The organism is Chryseobacterium sp. FH1 (assembly GCF_000735135.1).
Lineage (GTDB): Bacteria > Bacteroidota > Bacteroidia > Flavobacteriales > Weeksellaceae > Epilithonimonas.
Map to the genome: position 1 here is coordinate 274,177 of NZ_JPLZ01000006.1, position 14,759 is coordinate 288,935.

Here is a 14,759-nt window from a genome sequence, read left to right on the forward strand (position 1 = left end):
CAAAAACTAATAATATGTCTTTCGAATTACCAGTTGGACAACTGAAAAAACCAAAATCGGGAGCAGGCGGTCCTAGCTTTTCAAACAGCAGACCGGTCTATGCCATCCCTGTGGATATGTTTACTGAAAACGGATATCCGGCAACTGACGAGAAAAAAGTCAGAATGTTGGAAAATATTGTTCTTCAGGCGGGCGCTGTCCCTTTTGATCTCTATCTTACTTCGGGTACAAAAGATTACACCGTAGAAGTAGAAGGTGATCAGGATGCAGAATCTTTCAAGAAAAAAGTAGTTGGAAATTTCCCTGGTGACGAAACTGAAGCCACGGAATTTGCGGTGAATAATCTTGCAAAAGGTTTTGTCCTAGTTGCCGGCAAATGTAAATCCGGATTAGCGTCAAAAGTGATAGGTGATCTTTGTAATCCTTTGTATTTGAAACCTAGCTTCCAAGCCAATAATCAGAAAACAGGATTTGTTTTCACATTTGAGCAAACGAATGGTGACGAGCATATGCACAGAGATTACTTCGGAACACTTCCAACAGAAGAAACCGTATCTCCAGTATTTCCACCAACTGCCATTCAGGTTTTAGCCTCTGACTACAATGTCGTAAAAGTTGCTGTGGGTACTGCGTCCACAGTTATCGCCTTTACAAGTGTAACCAAAGATGCTGATGCTGTTTTTACAGTTGTTGGACAAGATGTAGACTCTACCAAAGCAGGCACACTTTCCTCTACAACAGATTTTGTTGGAAACATCATCGTTTTGCTGAAAAATGGCGTGAGCTGGAAATCTTTGGCTGGAGCTTCTATTTCCTTCAAGGTTTTCAAAAACGGAACAAAAACCTTCTTGATAGAAACCAATAGAAAATAGTTTTTCTTATTTAAGTTGTTATATGAATGCGTCACACTTTTTTGGTGTGACGCATTTTAATTTCGCACTATGGCGAAGACAATTAGCACTTTGAAAGCAATCAGTATTATGAGACAGTTGTCCCGTGATAAAGTGCCATTCAATATTTCCTTTTGTTCACTTAATGAAAGTGACGGAATATCAGAAGGTTTGAAGTCGGAAACTAAAGTAATATTGATGCAGGGTTATCGCAGAAATCAATCCGAAAAACACGAAGTACTGATCAGTTTTCTCCGCACCGAAAGCAATGAAAGAAGACAATTCTATCTGCCATTACTGATGGAATTTAACGGAATAAAAATCAAAAATGACAGATAATTTAACAATAGAACGATATGGTCAGGATGCTGTGGTCTCTACACCTGTGGCGGTTTTTTCCTACGAGGTAGAAAAGAATGTTGTCGATCCACGTGACACCAATTTTACACCGCGTCAGGATTCTCCATATTTATATTCTGAGGCTTTTCAATTTTCTGATAACTTGCAGATATTGCCGTACGGTGACAGAAATGATATGCCGACTTTGCTTCGAGATGTTGTTTCTGCAAATCCTAATATTCTGGGAGTTTTCGAAAAAAAGCAAGGTTTGCTCTGGGGCGGAGGTCCATTGCTTTACAAAGAACAATTTGTAAAAGTTGATAACAAAAGTGTCCGCGTTAGAGAATGGCAGGAAAACAAACAGATTCAGGATTGGTTGGATTCTTGGGATTACCTTGATTATTTGCTGGCGACCATCACAGATTTTAATTTTATCCAGGGTTCTTTTTCAAAATTTAGAAGAGAAAACAGCATCAATTCATCCGGAAAGAAATTCATTCATTCATTAGAACATCTCAATCCGGCTTGGACAAGATTGGCAAAAAAGGTCAATGTCCAGAAACCGACACACGCCATTTTTACAGAGTTTTGGCAAAATCAGAATGCTTTGGATTATCAGATCTATGATCTTTTCAATATGTCAGATCCTTTTGCAAAACCAAATAGTGTGATGTTCAGCAGAACGATGACTTTCGCGACTGATTTTTACGCGATCCCAACAATTTACGGAGCTTTGGAATGGATTAGAAGATCGACCGCAATTCCATTGATATTAAAAGCGCTTTCCAAAAATTCCATCAATGCAAAATATCACGTGACTTCTCCAGCCAAATTCTGGGATGACAAAAGAAAACAGTTGGAAGAAAAAGCAGAAGCCGAAGGAAAAGATTATGATGAGAGAGATTTAATTGCCTACGAACGTGAATTGTTCAAAACGATTATGAGTACTCTATCCAGTGATGATAATGTTGGAAAGATCTGGCATACAAAGAATCTTTTGATAGTTGACGGAATGAACATCCTTGAGCAAGGCTGGTCCATCAAACCAATCGACCAGAATATCAAAGATTTTGTTGCCACTCAGATTAGTATTGGAAACAAAGCAGATTCCGCAGTTTCCGCCGCATTGGGAATTCATAAGTCCATTGCCGGAATATCATCGGAAGGAAGCGCAGACAGCGGTTCAGAACAACTTTACGCTTATCTGATGTACAAGCTTATCGGTGTCGATATTCCAGAATACATCGTAACTAAAGCAATCAATGCGGCGATAAAAGCCAACTTTCCAAACATAGATCTCAAACTTGGATTCTACCACGAGGAAGCGCAACGCCAGGAAGACCAAAGTTCTAAAGACCGTGTAAAAAACAACGTAGCATAATGAAATTACTATTTGATAAAAGTGACGAAAGTGGTGCGGAGTTGCACGATATCCTTGGATTTGTAGATGCTGGTTTTTCGATGACTCAGATTCTTCCGTACATCCGGAAATCTACAAGAGAACTCATCAAGTGGATTGGCGAAAACAATTACGAGAAAGCGATTGAACTGTATGAAAATGGAGATTCGGAAGATGAATTTCTAATTTTTGTCAGATATGCAATTTCCTTAGGCGCTTTCCGTGAGTTTATGCCACTCAGTGATATTTCCTTCACAACATCCGGACGACAGTTCCGTGCAGATGACCATATGAAAGCACCTTGGGAATGGCAGATTGATAAATCGGATGAAGCTTTGGAAAGGTCTTATTACGCATCCTTGGATGAAGTGATTTGCCACATCATAGAAAATTATGAAGAGCCTTTGCTGATAGAAATTTCGGAAGAGGAAGGTTCTGCAGAAGCCGAAGAAATCAAATTCGATTTACCGCCAAGAATCAAGACCATCAAAGAATTGTGTGTGAGCAGTCTGGATGTTTTCCAGGATTCGGTGAAGATCAATGATTCCTATTTGTTGTTTTTCAATCTGGTTCCATCTCTTAAGCTGGCGGAAAATCAATTACTGAAGACCAGAACCGGTGCAAAATTCGAGGAATACAAAGAAAACACACAATCACATATCCGAGAACTGATGCAGACGATTTGCGTCTATTTCGCAATGGCTGACGGCTTGAAAAAGAATTCAGTACAACTGTTCCCGAAATCAGTTTTCCAGGAAAATAAAAATGGAAGAAACTCTGCGAAACGATTGGATATAGAAGCAACGGTTCTTTACTACAACGAGCAAAACAAAATTTTGCTTGCTGATCTGGAAAAGGCCGTCGCAAAAGATAAAAATAGACCCATCACCGGAAGCCTTATCAACTTTGGTTGTGATGATGCTTTTGTAACAATGTAAAAAAAAGTAAATGGAAGTAACAGAATTAAGAATCGGAAACAATGTTTTGCACAATGGGAAAATTAAAACTATAAATGCAATTGAAAAGTTCGCGGTGAATTTTGAAAAAGAAGATCCCGAATTAACATTAAATTACTCAGATGAAATTGAGCCTATTTTAATTTCTGAGGAATGGCTTTTAAAATTTGGATTTATGAGGTTACCTTGGGGTTTGGTTAAAGGCTCTCTTTTATTCAAAGACCAAAACCACGAGTGTAAAGTCCTTACATTGGAAGTGGGTAATGGATTCAGGACGACGGTCACTTACATTCATCAGCTTCAAAATCTTTATTTCACTTTAGCAGGAGAAGAATTATGCACTCAATAGAAGTCAAAGAACTTAACAAAAGATTCTGGATTCCGGAGAATCTTGCAGAATGCAAACGCAAGCAATACCTTGATATGTCCAAACTGGTTTTGATGTATCAGATGGCGGAGATTTCCAAGGAGCAATTCAGAGTTTTGGCACTGTACAATCTGATGAATATGGTGTATTCGGAAAGTGAGTTGCCAAATGTCCAGGAAGAAAAATGGCAGAACATCTATATCTGTTCAGAACTCATCGATTCATTTTTCCACGTGGATGATGCTGGTGTGATGCATCTGGTTCAGGATTACATACACAATCCCGTGAAAGTTGTCAGCTACAAGGCAATGACTTTTAAAGGACCAAAAGACGGTTTTCAGGATATCACCTGGAAGCAGTTGGTGGATGGTTTTGGCGAGGTAGATGCTTTTTTGCAGGATGGCAAAGTGGAAAGATTGGTAAGGCTTTTCGCGATGTTTTATTTGTCACCGAGATCTCAGTACGGAAAGTTCGATATGGACAGAAGATTGAAATTCTTTGATCAATTGGATATCCGCTATGTATATTCATTTTATCTGCTTTTCCTGTCATTTAGAAAATTCCTGCGGGAACAATCTGTGATAAAGATTGACGGCCGTGAGATAGATTTCACAATCCTTTTCGATGGTTCTGCCAACACAGGCGAGGAAGTATCGATTGATCTTCCGGAATTAGGTTTCCGATCCACCAGTTTCCAATTGGCAGAAAGCGGTGTTTTTGGTCCCAAAGAAATGCTGGACCAGACCAACGCCTGGGATGTCCTGACAAATATCTACGATATGGTCGTTCGAAACAAAAAGAAAGAAGCGGAAATGGAAGCTCAAAAAAATAAGAAATAATGATATCACTACAGCAACTCCGAGAAGCTCTTGCCGAAATAAAATCACAGATTCCACAAATCAATAGGATTGAGAGAGTAGGGACGGATGATCAGTTTGTGAGTAGTCTCAAAGATCACAAAATCACGGACAATGCATTGCTTGTTTCCGTGACACCATCATATCAAAGTTTCGGCAATGAAGGATTCCAGGGATATTATTCTTACCTGCAGTTTTTTATCCTTAATAAAATTGATTATAAAAAGCAGAAAGCCGTTGACGAGCAGGAAAAACTACAACCGATTGTCTTGGATTTTGTGGAAAAACTCAGCGAATATTCTGACGGGGAATGCGAGATTTTTGGCGAGATAGATTTTGAAAATTACAAGCTGATGCCTATTACCAATATTGCAGAATGTTGTGGCTGGGAAATCCAGTTGGAAGACAAATCAAACTCAGGAATCAATGGACTTACTTAAACAACGGGAAAATGAAGGGATTGCCATCTTTCGAGCCTTTGCCGAGCGCACGCTTAAACAGCACGCCCAACAGATCAAAGATCATCAGGATGCGGTTCTTTCCGGCTTTTCCGATTCAGTTTGGAATGGTGTTCAGATCCAATCGAGTGATGTGAGTATTGACATGAAGTTGCCCAAGGCGCTCAGGTTCATAGATATGAAGACACGTTTCAAAAAATCTACCAACGAAACAATCCAGAAAAAGCATTACGATGTGTACAACCGGATCATCATGGGGAATTATCACGGCATTCTGATGGATCTCACTTATGGAATGACGGAGGCTGTGGTCGCTGAGATGAAGAAAAATTTTAGATTGAAATAAAGCCTGATGAATTCAGACTTTTATATTAGAGGATAAAAAAAAGGAACAAATTTGTTCCAAAATATTTGCATAGGAACAAAATCGTTCCTATATTTGTATTGTCGTTAGGGAAGACGATCTTTAAATTCAACGTTTATGAAAATTTCAGAATTACTCAAGGTCCTAAAAAAGGACAGTTGGTATCTGCATAAGAATGGCTCCCGTCATGATCTATACAGACACCCAACAAAACCAGGGCAAATTGCTGTTCCAAGACATAGTTCGCAAGAAATTGCAAAAGGTACTGAACAGCAAATTTTGAAAGATGCGGGGCTTAAATAGCCCTCCATCTTTTTTTCAAAAAAATCCTTAATAAATTTAACTAGACAAATAAAAACAAAGTATGGATATCATTAAAGTAATTCTAGAAAAAACAAACACAGGATACAGTGCTTATGCACCGGATGAGAAAGGTTTAGTTACTGCTGGAAATACTTTTGACGAAATTAAAGAGAACTTTAATGAAGTCATAGATTTACAGGCAGAATATCTAGAAGAAACTAATAACAAAGAAGACGCCTCGAGACTGAAAAAAGCAAAATTGGAATTCTATTTAGATGTAGAGCAGTTTTTCGAACATTTTAGTATGATCAACAAAACAGCATTTGCCCACTACATCGGGATGAATGATAGCCAATTAAGAAAAATTAGCAATAATATTGTTCCGCTATCTTCAACTAAAGCATTGCAGATTCAAAATGGATTGCATACTTTAGCTAAAGATTTGAGTTCAGTACACTTTGCTTAGAACCAACTCTGAAATTTTATAAACAAAAATTCCCTCCGAAGCACTACAGAAATGTAGTGCTTTTTTTATTGCCTAAATGGCTGATGCAAAACGTTTTTAGCGCAAAATGTATAACGATAATTTTTTTCTTATTTTTAGAGAAAATTATATACTATGAAAAAACTGTTATTAGTTGCCTTTTTTTTAATTGCAAACTCTGCCTTTGCGCAGGAAACACCAAAGTATGTTTATGCCGAGATTTTGGGAGAATCCAGATTACTGAGCAATAAGATTACTGTATCGATTGATTACGGTCAGGCAACATCCTTTTTCCAAAGCAACAAAGTGAAAAATGAAGATGGTTCCAATAGAATTTTTAATTCTATGGTAGATGCGATGAATTATATGGGCGCGCTAAGTTGGGAGTTTCAGCAGGCATACGTTGTGACCATTGGTCAACAAAACGTTTATCATTGGTTGATGAGAAAAGAATTTTCAAAACTTGATCAGTCGGTTCAGGATGAAATGAAAAAGAATTTTCCTACAAAAAGAGACCTAAATTAAGATGAAAAAACTGTTATTAGTATTCAGCTTCTTGTTTTCTATACTTTTGTTTTCTCAGATTGACTCACTTATAGAATTTAATTCAGTAAAAGTTTATGACGATTCATTTATAGGATTAGAAGTGATAGCTCTACCACGAAGTGAAAATGATTTAACAAGAAATTTTCCAATAGAATTATTTTCAGATGGTAAATTTCAGAATTCAAAAAATTCGGAAGAATATATTCAAAAAATTAGTGGTAAAAAATTCAAGATTTATGATTTAAAGACAACAGAAAAATCAACAGAATTTTATTTCACTAATAACGAAACTGTATTTCGTTGGAGAAAGTCAAATTTATCATATATGAATTACGAAAGATTTCTATTGTCAAGTCCTTTCTACGAACGAATCAAAAAAAAAATATCAAACCAAACCTTTGTTTATGCTGATCAAGAATTTCAATTTGATAATAATTCGAATATTGATTCGAGTGCGATTAAAAAATTTGTAACAAAATCTATCGATTTTTATCCTCCAAACAATAAGGGTTCTAGGACATATTTACCTTTAATAATAGCTTCTGATATAAACAATAAGGAAACTATCTTTAATGTTTTTGATTTTAGTTTTAATAAATATTACAAAGGTGAATTGTATGATTTAGCTTTGGAATTAAAAGCTTTGAAAGAAAAGAGAAAGCAAATAATTGAGAAAAAAGAAAATGAAATCAGGTATTCAAGTCTAATTAAGAAATATGGAAAAAGTATTGGTCAAAAAATTTTTGAAGGCGAAATTTGGATTGGAATGAATAGGCAGATGTTGCTGGATTCTAAAGGAAAGCCAACACGGATAGGATTAATTACAGAAACAAAATATGGCACATCATCACAATATATTTATGAAGATGAATTTTTTAAAACATTAACCTATGTTTATTTGGAAAACGGAAAAGTAAATGCAATCCAGTATAATTGATTTTTTTAAAATTTTACTTGTGCATTAAAAAAAAATATTGCATTTTTGTAAAGCTAAATCAAACTGACGAAGAAGAAGTCTAAAAAAATCTTCACTCAACTTTTTTACGAAATATACAAGCTAGTCTTGATAAGTATTGGAAATCTTCTTCGGATGGTTTGGTTTAGCGACACCAAGAAAGTCAAGGCTTTTGTCTTTTTTTTTCTTGGTTTATTTGAAAATAACTTTTTTAAAATAAATCAAAATGCTAAACCAAACCAAACAAAAACCAGTAACAAAAAAAGACTCACTAGTAGTAGCTTTTCAAGATTTCAACGGCGTTTATCTCGCCAAGATCTCCAATGCGAAAGACAAAGAAACACACGCTTTTGGCGCTACCAAATGCCTAGCTGAGCAAAACGCCATCAGCAACTACAATCTAAAGTATAATACAGCGTATTATAATATGTAACTAATACAATTATACTATGAATACTTATGCTTTTACACGACCGGCCACAGGCTATCCGATTGATGATTTCCAAATGAGGATCTCAGAATTGTTCCTTCGTCTCCAAACCGACCTTGGCGGTGTAGAGAGAATCAACGATGTTTTGTTTCGTATGTTCGAACTGGCTTTTCCGCTGGCAACCGAGCAGGAACTGAAAGACTTTACCAAACTGCAAGGCGCAGCACGATGTATGAATATCCTCATAGATGAGCATACAGAAGCTATTTTCGACTTGCAAAAAGAACAGGAAGAATATGACAAACGTTAAGTCCTACTACAGAAATATCGAAGACCTCATATCTATTGAGGGAATCTTTGTAAAGAAACAAAGTCTTTGGTATAGAGAAAATGGCATTGTAATTTTGGAAAATCCTGAAATCTTTGCGACTGCAGGATTCAATCACAAAGATTTTTTATACGCTTAGTTTATTGGCTCTAATGCCGATTGTTGTTAGGTCGTCTGCTCAAACCAGACGGCCTATTTTTATTTTGTCAATATTATAAAAGAATCTTATTTTTGCGGGATTATTATTTAACAAAACTAAAAATAACTATGAATAATTTATTTAATAAGCGCTACTCAATTAGGATGGTCTGGCTAATTTTTATCTTGTTGGCACTGGTATTTTGCTGTGTTTTTTTATCTTTCAAATTTATGGGATGGAAAACCTCTGCATCTTTAGATTATACTGTAAAAATTACTTTATCTATTTTAGCTTTTTTGACATTGATTTATCATATGCATAATTTAGAAAATCAGATTAAAACACAGGAAAATAGTAACAAGCAGAATTTGGCAAAATATACATACGATATTTGTGCAGATTTTCGCAAACCAGGAATGATGGAAATTAATGAAGACATAAGATGTTTAATTATCAGTCAATCTGATAATTTGAAATCTCAAAATATTCATAAATTTTTAGCCCATATTGATGATCCTGCAAATAGAAAAGATAGACAAGCTGTTATTATTACACTCAATTATTTTGAAAGTATATCTGCAATGGCCTTAGCTGGAGATTTAGACTTGAATATTGTAAAGAGATTATTTGGCAAACTTTTTGGTCGTTATTATTTGAAATTTGCACCTTTCATTTTATCAATCCAACAAGAGAGCGCTAAAAGTTGGTGTAATTTTGAAAAATTAGCATTAAAATGGATAAATGAGGAAAAGATGTAATTAATTTGTTATATTTGACCGACCTAAATACTTTAAAAACTAAACATTATGGCAATTTCCAACGAAAGACTAGATTATTACGGTTTCTAATCCGTAAAATCAAAAAGAAAAAAAGTAACAATCAACAAGGCCTCCATTATTTGGAGGTCTTTTTTGTGCGTCACACTTTTGGCGAACGCCGTATTTTACTTTAGCAGAAAATAAGACAGATGTCCCAATCACATAAATTTTCTTACTGGTTTCAATTTTTGATTCTTATCGTTAATGTTTTCATGTTTACTTTTTTCGGAAGCTTTGGCAGTGCTATCACGGTTCTGCTTTGGCTTCCGTTTTTTGTTTCTGAGATCATCATTCTGGAAAAGCAGAGAAGGACGCCACGCGAACAGATTTTCTATCACAAATCTTGCCTTTTTGGATTTCTGGATTTGGGATTTGCATTGTCATTTTTAACGCTGTTTGCACTTCAAATCTATCATATCATTGTTCAAACTGATTTTGCGGTCAATCAATATTTTCTTATCACACTTTTCACCTATACATTAATCCGAAAAATTTACATCTATAAAAACTATTCCTATGAAAAATAAGGTTATCAAAGTTCTGAAAGATTCAGAATCCTCTCAAGTTCAGAAATATAATGAACTGCTCGATTTTATATCGAGATCTACAAAAAACACCAATCTGGTAAGAACATTCCAGACGGGTTTTAGTCCGTCAAAATATGACCAGCTGGAGCATCAGGTTAAGAAACAATTCGAGATCTCGGATCTCGATATCTATAATTTCCAAGATGAAGAAAACAATCAAGTCCAAGAACTTACTGCAACAGGCGCTGACCAAGGAAACGGAGACCAAACACAATCCAATCTGGAACCGGAAAACAAACTTCACATCGCCCTTGCCGGAAACGAACCAGCGCAGGAAGGATTAAAAATTCGTGATGAATATGAATTTTTGAATGACACCAATTGTCCGGAAGAATTTCACATTCTTGTAGGCCAGAAGATCACGGCGTGGAAAGAATTTGCTAAAGAGCATCAGCAATTGGCAATCATCTTAAGTCCGGAAGAAGCTGAGACCGAAGAAGGAAAAGCTATTTTAACGGAATTCGCAGAGCTGTCTGACGAGGAAAAAGAAGAAGTTATCTACCAGTTAGCAAAATCTACCGTAGAAAATTTCCAGCTGAATGCCGATATCAAAAACGAATTGGATTTCTACAAAGAGCAGGGAAGAGTTCTTGGTAAACATCCAAAACTGAAATTCCTTTCAATGAAACAGGAAATCTATGAGATGTCAGAAGCTGATTTGATAAATCACAGAAACAACGGACAGAAAAATGTTTCCAAAATCAAAAAAGAATTGGAAGCAGAACCAGGAAAAGAATCTGCTTTGGAAAGATTGGAAAACTGGGAATACAGAGTGAAAATCGTTCTGGAAAGATTGGCAACAGAATTTCCACCAAAGGAACCTTCGAAGCCAGTCAAAACTATTACTAAAAAATAAGGTTTGGGAAGCCTATTTAAAACCCGAAAAATAATAAAATGGAAGAATTAACATTTGGACAAAAAGCCGTTGGATTAAATTTTAATCCATCTGGAGATGACAAGGTTGGACAAGTTAAACAAACATTTGCTACTTTAATTGATAACGTGGTTAACGAGCATGAATCACCATCAATATTAAAAAATTTGTTTCAAGAGATGGCTGTGAAAAGCCTTGTTTCTGCACAGATGGCTGTTGTTAAGTTTATTACTTATTCAGAAAATTAAAGGGGGTAGAAACTAGTAACCAAAAACTAAGGCGGAGCAATCCGCCTTTACCTCTATAATACCATCAGATGAATCAATCCGAAGATCTTATCCCATTTGTAAAACCATATATCGAACTCTCTCAGGAAGAATTTGAAAAGGTTATGATTTTGGCTGAATCCGGCATTTTCGCTTCGAGAATTGCTGAGATCCTTCAGAAAGACAAACGTCTTTTTATGCTGGATTGGAAACGCAACGGCACGCCCGTTTTCCTCGCATATTACAAAGGATTGGAGAAAGCAAAGGCGGATGTCAACGCAAAATTGCTCAAGAAAGCCAGAAAAGGAAATGTGACCGCAGCGCAACAGATGGAAAAGATATGGCAGGAACAAAAACTAAACGATATCAAAGAAGAAATATTCAACAGTGAGTGATCGATTTGAAAATATAACCATAGAAGACCTTTACGAATTTCTGGAATTTGGCGATATGACCAAAGCACCACAGGAACTCGTAGATTATATGTTGATGCTGGAAATGATATGGGGAATGCACAAGAGAATGTTCGATTTTCCAAACAATGAAGCCATCATCACGCATTTGGTGTTGACCCAAGGTTACAAAAGACCGAAGGCGAGACAGCTTCTCAAAGACGCATTGGAATATTTCTCACGGGAAAACCAACTTTCCAAAGAAACTTGGCGCTCCATCGTAGCAGAAAAAGGAATGCAGTCTTTTGTTGCCGGAATCAGAATGGCCAGAAACTCCAGAGATATCAAAGATTCGGTTTGGATTCTTTTGGAACTCGGAAAATTTCTTGGTTGGGATGTTCCGGATGCAGAAAAACCAGACGAAAATTTCCTGCGACAAATGCAGATCGTAACTGCAGATATCGAAATGTTCGATTTGCCGAAAGTAGACCGTCGGGAAATCGGAAGATGGATAGACGCACTTCCGGAAGTTTCCGAAAAAATGAAAGCCAAAGCCAAAGCAGAAGTTGACGGTGTTCCATTCAAATTACTTAAAAATATGGATAATGAATAAACCAAAAATTCCAGCGGACAGAGAAGAATACACACCTGGTTGCCTGGGCTTTGTAATGATTTTTCTTCTGATTATAATATTAATATGAGTAATCGGATTTTCGAAGATAAAAACGGCAAGTTTGGAGGAAAGGCAGAGTTTGTTTATGCAAATCCGGCGCATATCTTCTGCGAAGTCGTGGACCCGAAAGATCTCTTCATAGTTGCTGGCCGTGCAACCGGAAAAACCACGACAATATTAGCCAGAAGATCGATCCGAATTTCAAAATCAATGCCTGGAGCCTACTTTGCTTTTGTTGGCGATTACTACTCAAATTTACTTTCCAACACAGTACCAACATATATAGATGGTCTTAAAGATGCAGGTCTAGAAGAAGGAAAACATTTTGTCCTGAACGAAAGACCGCCTGCGCATTTTGACCAGCCTTACAAATCTCCATTAAGTTACAAGCATACAATATCCTGGGCAAATGGTTGTTTTGAGAAATTAGTTTCGATGGATATTGTTTCGTCAGCGGCCGGAGATTCCTTCCAGCATATCAAAGGTGATGAAACAAAATATCTTGATAAAACTAAGATTGATAAGCTTCTGCCTGCGAATCGTGGACAGAGAATGCGCTTCGAGGGCTCCACGTATTACCGTGGGGTAACATTTACCACGGATATGCCTAATGTTCTTGCACCAAACGAATACGATTGGATTCTTGATATGGAAGCCAATATGGACACAGAGCAGATTAAGACTGTTATCTATGCCTCATTAGTTGTCAATGAGATAAAAATGGCGCTCCGTGATGCTTATTTCAAAAATGACAGGGCGGAATATGAGAAGCAAAAAAAATCTTACTACCGATGGAATGAAAGATTGTACCGCGCGCGCGTCGGTTCAACTTGTTTTCATGTGATCTCTTCTTTTGCTAATGCGGATATTCTTACTTTGGACTGGTTTCAGGACCAGCTGAATCTTTCCGGAATAGAAGGCTTCAAGGCTGCAATACTTTCTATGAAACAAGAATTGAAAGCAGGAGAAAAATTCTATCCACAGTTTGAACCAAAACATCTTTATGATGATGGTTTAGTTTCTACATTTTATGATTCGACTGGATTTGGTGAAGAAAAAAAACTGAACAGCACAGGACTTAAATATTGCCTCACTAACCAGCATCTTGAAGGCGGAATGGATTTTGGAAAAATGATGTCTTTAATTATTGGTCAAAAGCAGGGTTGGAGCCAAAGAATTCTTAAGAATTTCCACAGGTTAGGCAAGGATAATATAGAATTTCTAGCGCAGGATTTTATCGAATTTTTTCAATACCATAAGAGAAAGCACCTGAAGCTTTATCACGACCGATCCGGAAATCAAAACCGAAGCTTTGGAAAAGATATGGCAACACTTTTCAAAAAATTGGTAGAGGGTGGCGAAATTAATGGCATTAAACAAGGCTGGAAAGTAGAATTGATGTCTGTTGGACAGGGAACTATCTACCAATTTGAAGAATACAATCTCGTAAACCAGATGTTTTCTGAAATCAATCCTGCGTTACCTCGAATTTTAATTGATAAATTCCAATGCTTGGAGTTGATTTCATCGATTAGTTTGGCCAAAATTGTTATTGATAAAAATAAACGTGGAGAAACTCAGCTGAATAAAAATAAAACTTCGGAAAGTATGCCGTTAAAAAGTCTGCCGATGTTCTCAACAAACTACTCTGATGCTTTCAAATATTATTTTTGCCGACCAGAATATATGAAAGAAGCTGCGAGCCGACTTGGATCTTCCAATTCTTACGCACCAATCATTCATAGTTTGAGTTAAAAATTAATTTATCTTTGCAATCGATGAACGTCATAAGTCATCAAAATTATTTTATCTAGCGGAGCAGTCGAGTGCTCCGCTATTTTTTTTTGCATAAATCCTCAAAACTTCATTATTATTTTTTTTCGCCAAATCTACGTTCGCATTGCAGAGAATTTCGCTTTCATCAATTTGTAATTCGCATTTCCAGCAAACCACTTTCACCACTACATTTTTAAAATCCATTTTCGCAATTCCAAAGGTATCTTTTCAAAATAAAGAAAGGATTTCGCCTTTTTTTATGCCGTAAATATTTCAAAAATGACCAGAAACACATCATAAAACCACCCTACAAAAATTATCAAAATCGTTAATTATTTGATTGTCAATAGATAAACCCTATCGGTTTTCGAAAATTTTCCGCTTGTTTGACGTTTCTGCCCGCCCCGCTCAAAGGCTGTTTTCGCGACCGCAGGGGCAAAAAAACGAGGGAAATATGGCGAAAATCCGATGGATAGGCGGTTTTGGAGGTTATTGATAAATGCGATGAGCGGTTGGTGATTGAGGGCGAAAACTGCGTCACAATTTTGCTCGCGCACC

At 36.6% G+C, this 14,759-nt stretch carries 23 protein-coding genes; 22 read left to right on the forward strand and 1 reads right to left on the reverse strand.

The genetic code is table 11. From position 1 onward, the window contains the following. Window positions 1–14 precede the first annotated feature (14 nt). The 22 genes from IO90_RS08265 (at window position 15) to IO90_RS08365 (ending at window position 14,180) form a co-directional block, all read left to right on the forward strand. Window positions 15–872 carry a hypothetical protein gene (locus IO90_RS08265; protein ID WP_034965702.1) on the forward strand — a complete coding sequence of 286 codons (858 nt, stop codon included), beginning with the start codon at window positions 15–17 and terminating at the stop codon, window positions 870–872. Between the two features lie 69 nt (window positions 873–941). Next, entirely contained in the window at window positions 942–1,229 is a 288-nt protein-coding gene (locus IO90_RS08270) for a hypothetical protein (protein ID WP_228374661.1), read from the forward strand. After that, window positions 1,219–2,610, forward strand: a complete 1,392-nt coding sequence (locus IO90_RS08275; RefSeq protein WP_051878430.1) for a hypothetical protein — start codon at window positions 1,219–1,221, stop codon at window positions 2,608–2,610. The genes IO90_RS08270 and IO90_RS08275 overlap by 11 nt, the downstream gene beginning before the upstream one ends. Beyond that, window positions 2,610–3,566, forward strand: coding sequence for a hypothetical protein (locus tag IO90_RS08280; RefSeq protein WP_034965703.1), 957 nt, complete (start codon window positions 2,610–2,612; stop codon window positions 3,564–3,566). Before IO90_RS08275 ends, IO90_RS08280 begins: the two co-directional genes overlap by 1 nt. A gap of 10 nt (window positions 3,567–3,576) precedes the next feature. Continuing rightward, window positions 3,577–3,933 carry a hypothetical protein gene (locus IO90_RS08285; RefSeq protein WP_034965704.1) on the forward strand — a complete coding sequence of 119 codons (357 nt, stop codon included), beginning with the start codon at window positions 3,577–3,579 and terminating at the stop codon, window positions 3,931–3,933. Next, window positions 3,921–4,790: a hypothetical protein gene (locus tag IO90_RS08290; protein ID WP_034965705.1), complete on the forward strand. Its 870-nt coding sequence runs from the start codon at window positions 3,921–3,923 to the stop codon at window positions 4,788–4,790. Before IO90_RS08285 ends, IO90_RS08290 begins: the two co-directional genes overlap by 13 nt. After that, window positions 4,790–5,248, forward strand: a complete 459-nt coding sequence (locus IO90_RS08295; protein WP_034965706.1) for a hypothetical protein — start codon at window positions 4,790–4,792, stop codon at window positions 5,246–5,248. Before IO90_RS08290 ends, IO90_RS08295 begins: the two co-directional genes overlap by 1 nt. Then, on the forward strand, window positions 5,235–5,612 hold the full coding sequence (locus tag IO90_RS08300) for a hypothetical protein (protein WP_034965707.1): 378 nt from the start codon (window positions 5,235–5,237) through the stop codon (window positions 5,610–5,612). The genes IO90_RS08295 and IO90_RS08300 overlap by 14 nt, the downstream gene beginning before the upstream one ends. Window positions 5,613–5,747: 135 nt before the next feature. Then, on the forward strand, window positions 5,748–5,933 hold the full coding sequence (locus tag IO90_RS08305; protein ID WP_034965708.1) for a type II toxin-antitoxin system HicA family toxin: 186 nt from the start codon (window positions 5,748–5,750) through the stop codon (window positions 5,931–5,933). Window positions 5,934–5,994: 61 nt separating this feature from the next. Continuing rightward, a complete protein-coding gene (locus IO90_RS08310) occupies window positions 5,995–6,399 on the forward strand; it encodes a type II toxin-antitoxin system HicB family antitoxin (protein ID WP_034965709.1) in 405 nt (134 codons plus the stop codon). Window positions 6,400–6,552: 153 nt separating this feature from the next. Further along, window positions 6,553–6,942: a hypothetical protein gene (locus IO90_RS08315; RefSeq protein WP_051878433.1), complete on the forward strand. Its 390-nt coding sequence runs from the start codon at window positions 6,553–6,555 to the stop codon at window positions 6,940–6,942. 1 nt (window position 6,943) lies between these two features. Next, a complete protein-coding gene (locus IO90_RS08320; protein ID WP_034965710.1) occupies window positions 6,944–7,900 on the forward strand; it encodes a hypothetical protein in 957 nt (318 codons plus the stop codon). 244 nt (window positions 7,901–8,144) lie between these two features. Beyond that, window positions 8,145–8,351 (forward strand): hypothetical protein, encoded by a 207-nt coding sequence (locus IO90_RS08325; RefSeq protein ID WP_034965711.1) that lies wholly within the window; start codon window positions 8,145–8,147, stop codon window positions 8,349–8,351. 16 nt (window positions 8,352–8,367) lie between these two features. Then, on the forward strand, window positions 8,368–8,658 hold the full coding sequence (locus tag IO90_RS08330) for a hypothetical protein (RefSeq protein WP_034965712.1): 291 nt from the start codon (window positions 8,368–8,370) through the stop codon (window positions 8,656–8,658). Then, on the forward strand, window positions 8,645–8,815 hold the full coding sequence (locus IO90_RS18990; protein WP_165570256.1) for a hypothetical protein: 171 nt from the start codon (window positions 8,645–8,647) through the stop codon (window positions 8,813–8,815). Before IO90_RS08330 ends, IO90_RS18990 begins: the two co-directional genes overlap by 14 nt. Before the next feature lie 230 nt (window positions 8,816–9,045). Next, complete coding sequence (locus IO90_RS08335) at window positions 9,046–9,573, forward strand: DUF4760 domain-containing protein (protein WP_034965713.1); 528 nt, start codon at window positions 9,046–9,048, stop codon at window positions 9,571–9,573. 209 nt (window positions 9,574–9,782) lie between these two features. Next, window positions 9,783–10,160 carry a hypothetical protein gene (locus IO90_RS08340; RefSeq protein WP_034965714.1) on the forward strand — a complete coding sequence of 126 codons (378 nt, stop codon included), beginning with the start codon at window positions 9,783–9,785 and terminating at the stop codon, window positions 10,158–10,160. Next, the gene (locus tag IO90_RS08345; protein WP_034965715.1) at window positions 10,150–11,076 is read left to right on the forward strand and encodes a hypothetical protein; all 927 of its coding nucleotides are present in this window, start codon (window positions 10,150–10,152) and stop codon (window positions 11,074–11,076) included. The genes IO90_RS08340 and IO90_RS08345 overlap by 11 nt, the downstream gene beginning before the upstream one ends. A gap of 38 nt (window positions 11,077–11,114) precedes the next feature. Next, window positions 11,115–11,342 carry a hypothetical protein gene (locus IO90_RS08350; protein ID WP_034965716.1) on the forward strand — a complete coding sequence of 76 codons (228 nt, stop codon included), beginning with the start codon at window positions 11,115–11,117 and terminating at the stop codon, window positions 11,340–11,342. Between the two features lie 68 nt (window positions 11,343–11,410). After that, entirely contained in the window at window positions 11,411–11,755 is a 345-nt protein-coding gene (locus tag IO90_RS08355) for a hypothetical protein (protein WP_034965717.1), read from the forward strand. Continuing rightward, window positions 11,748–12,365: a hypothetical protein gene (locus IO90_RS08360; protein ID WP_131450840.1), complete on the forward strand. Its 618-nt coding sequence runs from the start codon at window positions 11,748–11,750 to the stop codon at window positions 12,363–12,365. Before IO90_RS08355 ends, IO90_RS08360 begins: the two co-directional genes overlap by 8 nt. Window positions 12,366–12,449: 84 nt before the next feature. Next, a complete protein-coding gene (locus IO90_RS08365) occupies window positions 12,450–14,180 on the forward strand; it encodes a hypothetical protein (protein ID WP_051878436.1) in 1,731 nt (576 codons plus the stop codon). A 51-nt stretch (window positions 14,181–14,231) separates the two neighbouring features. Here IO90_RS08365 and IO90_RS18995 read toward each other — a convergent pair whose 3' ends face one another. Further along, window positions 14,232–14,405, reverse strand: a complete 174-nt coding sequence (locus tag IO90_RS18995) for a hypothetical protein (protein ID WP_165570257.1) — start codon at window positions 14,403–14,405, stop codon at window positions 14,232–14,234. Window positions 14,406–14,759 lie beyond the last annotated feature (354 nt).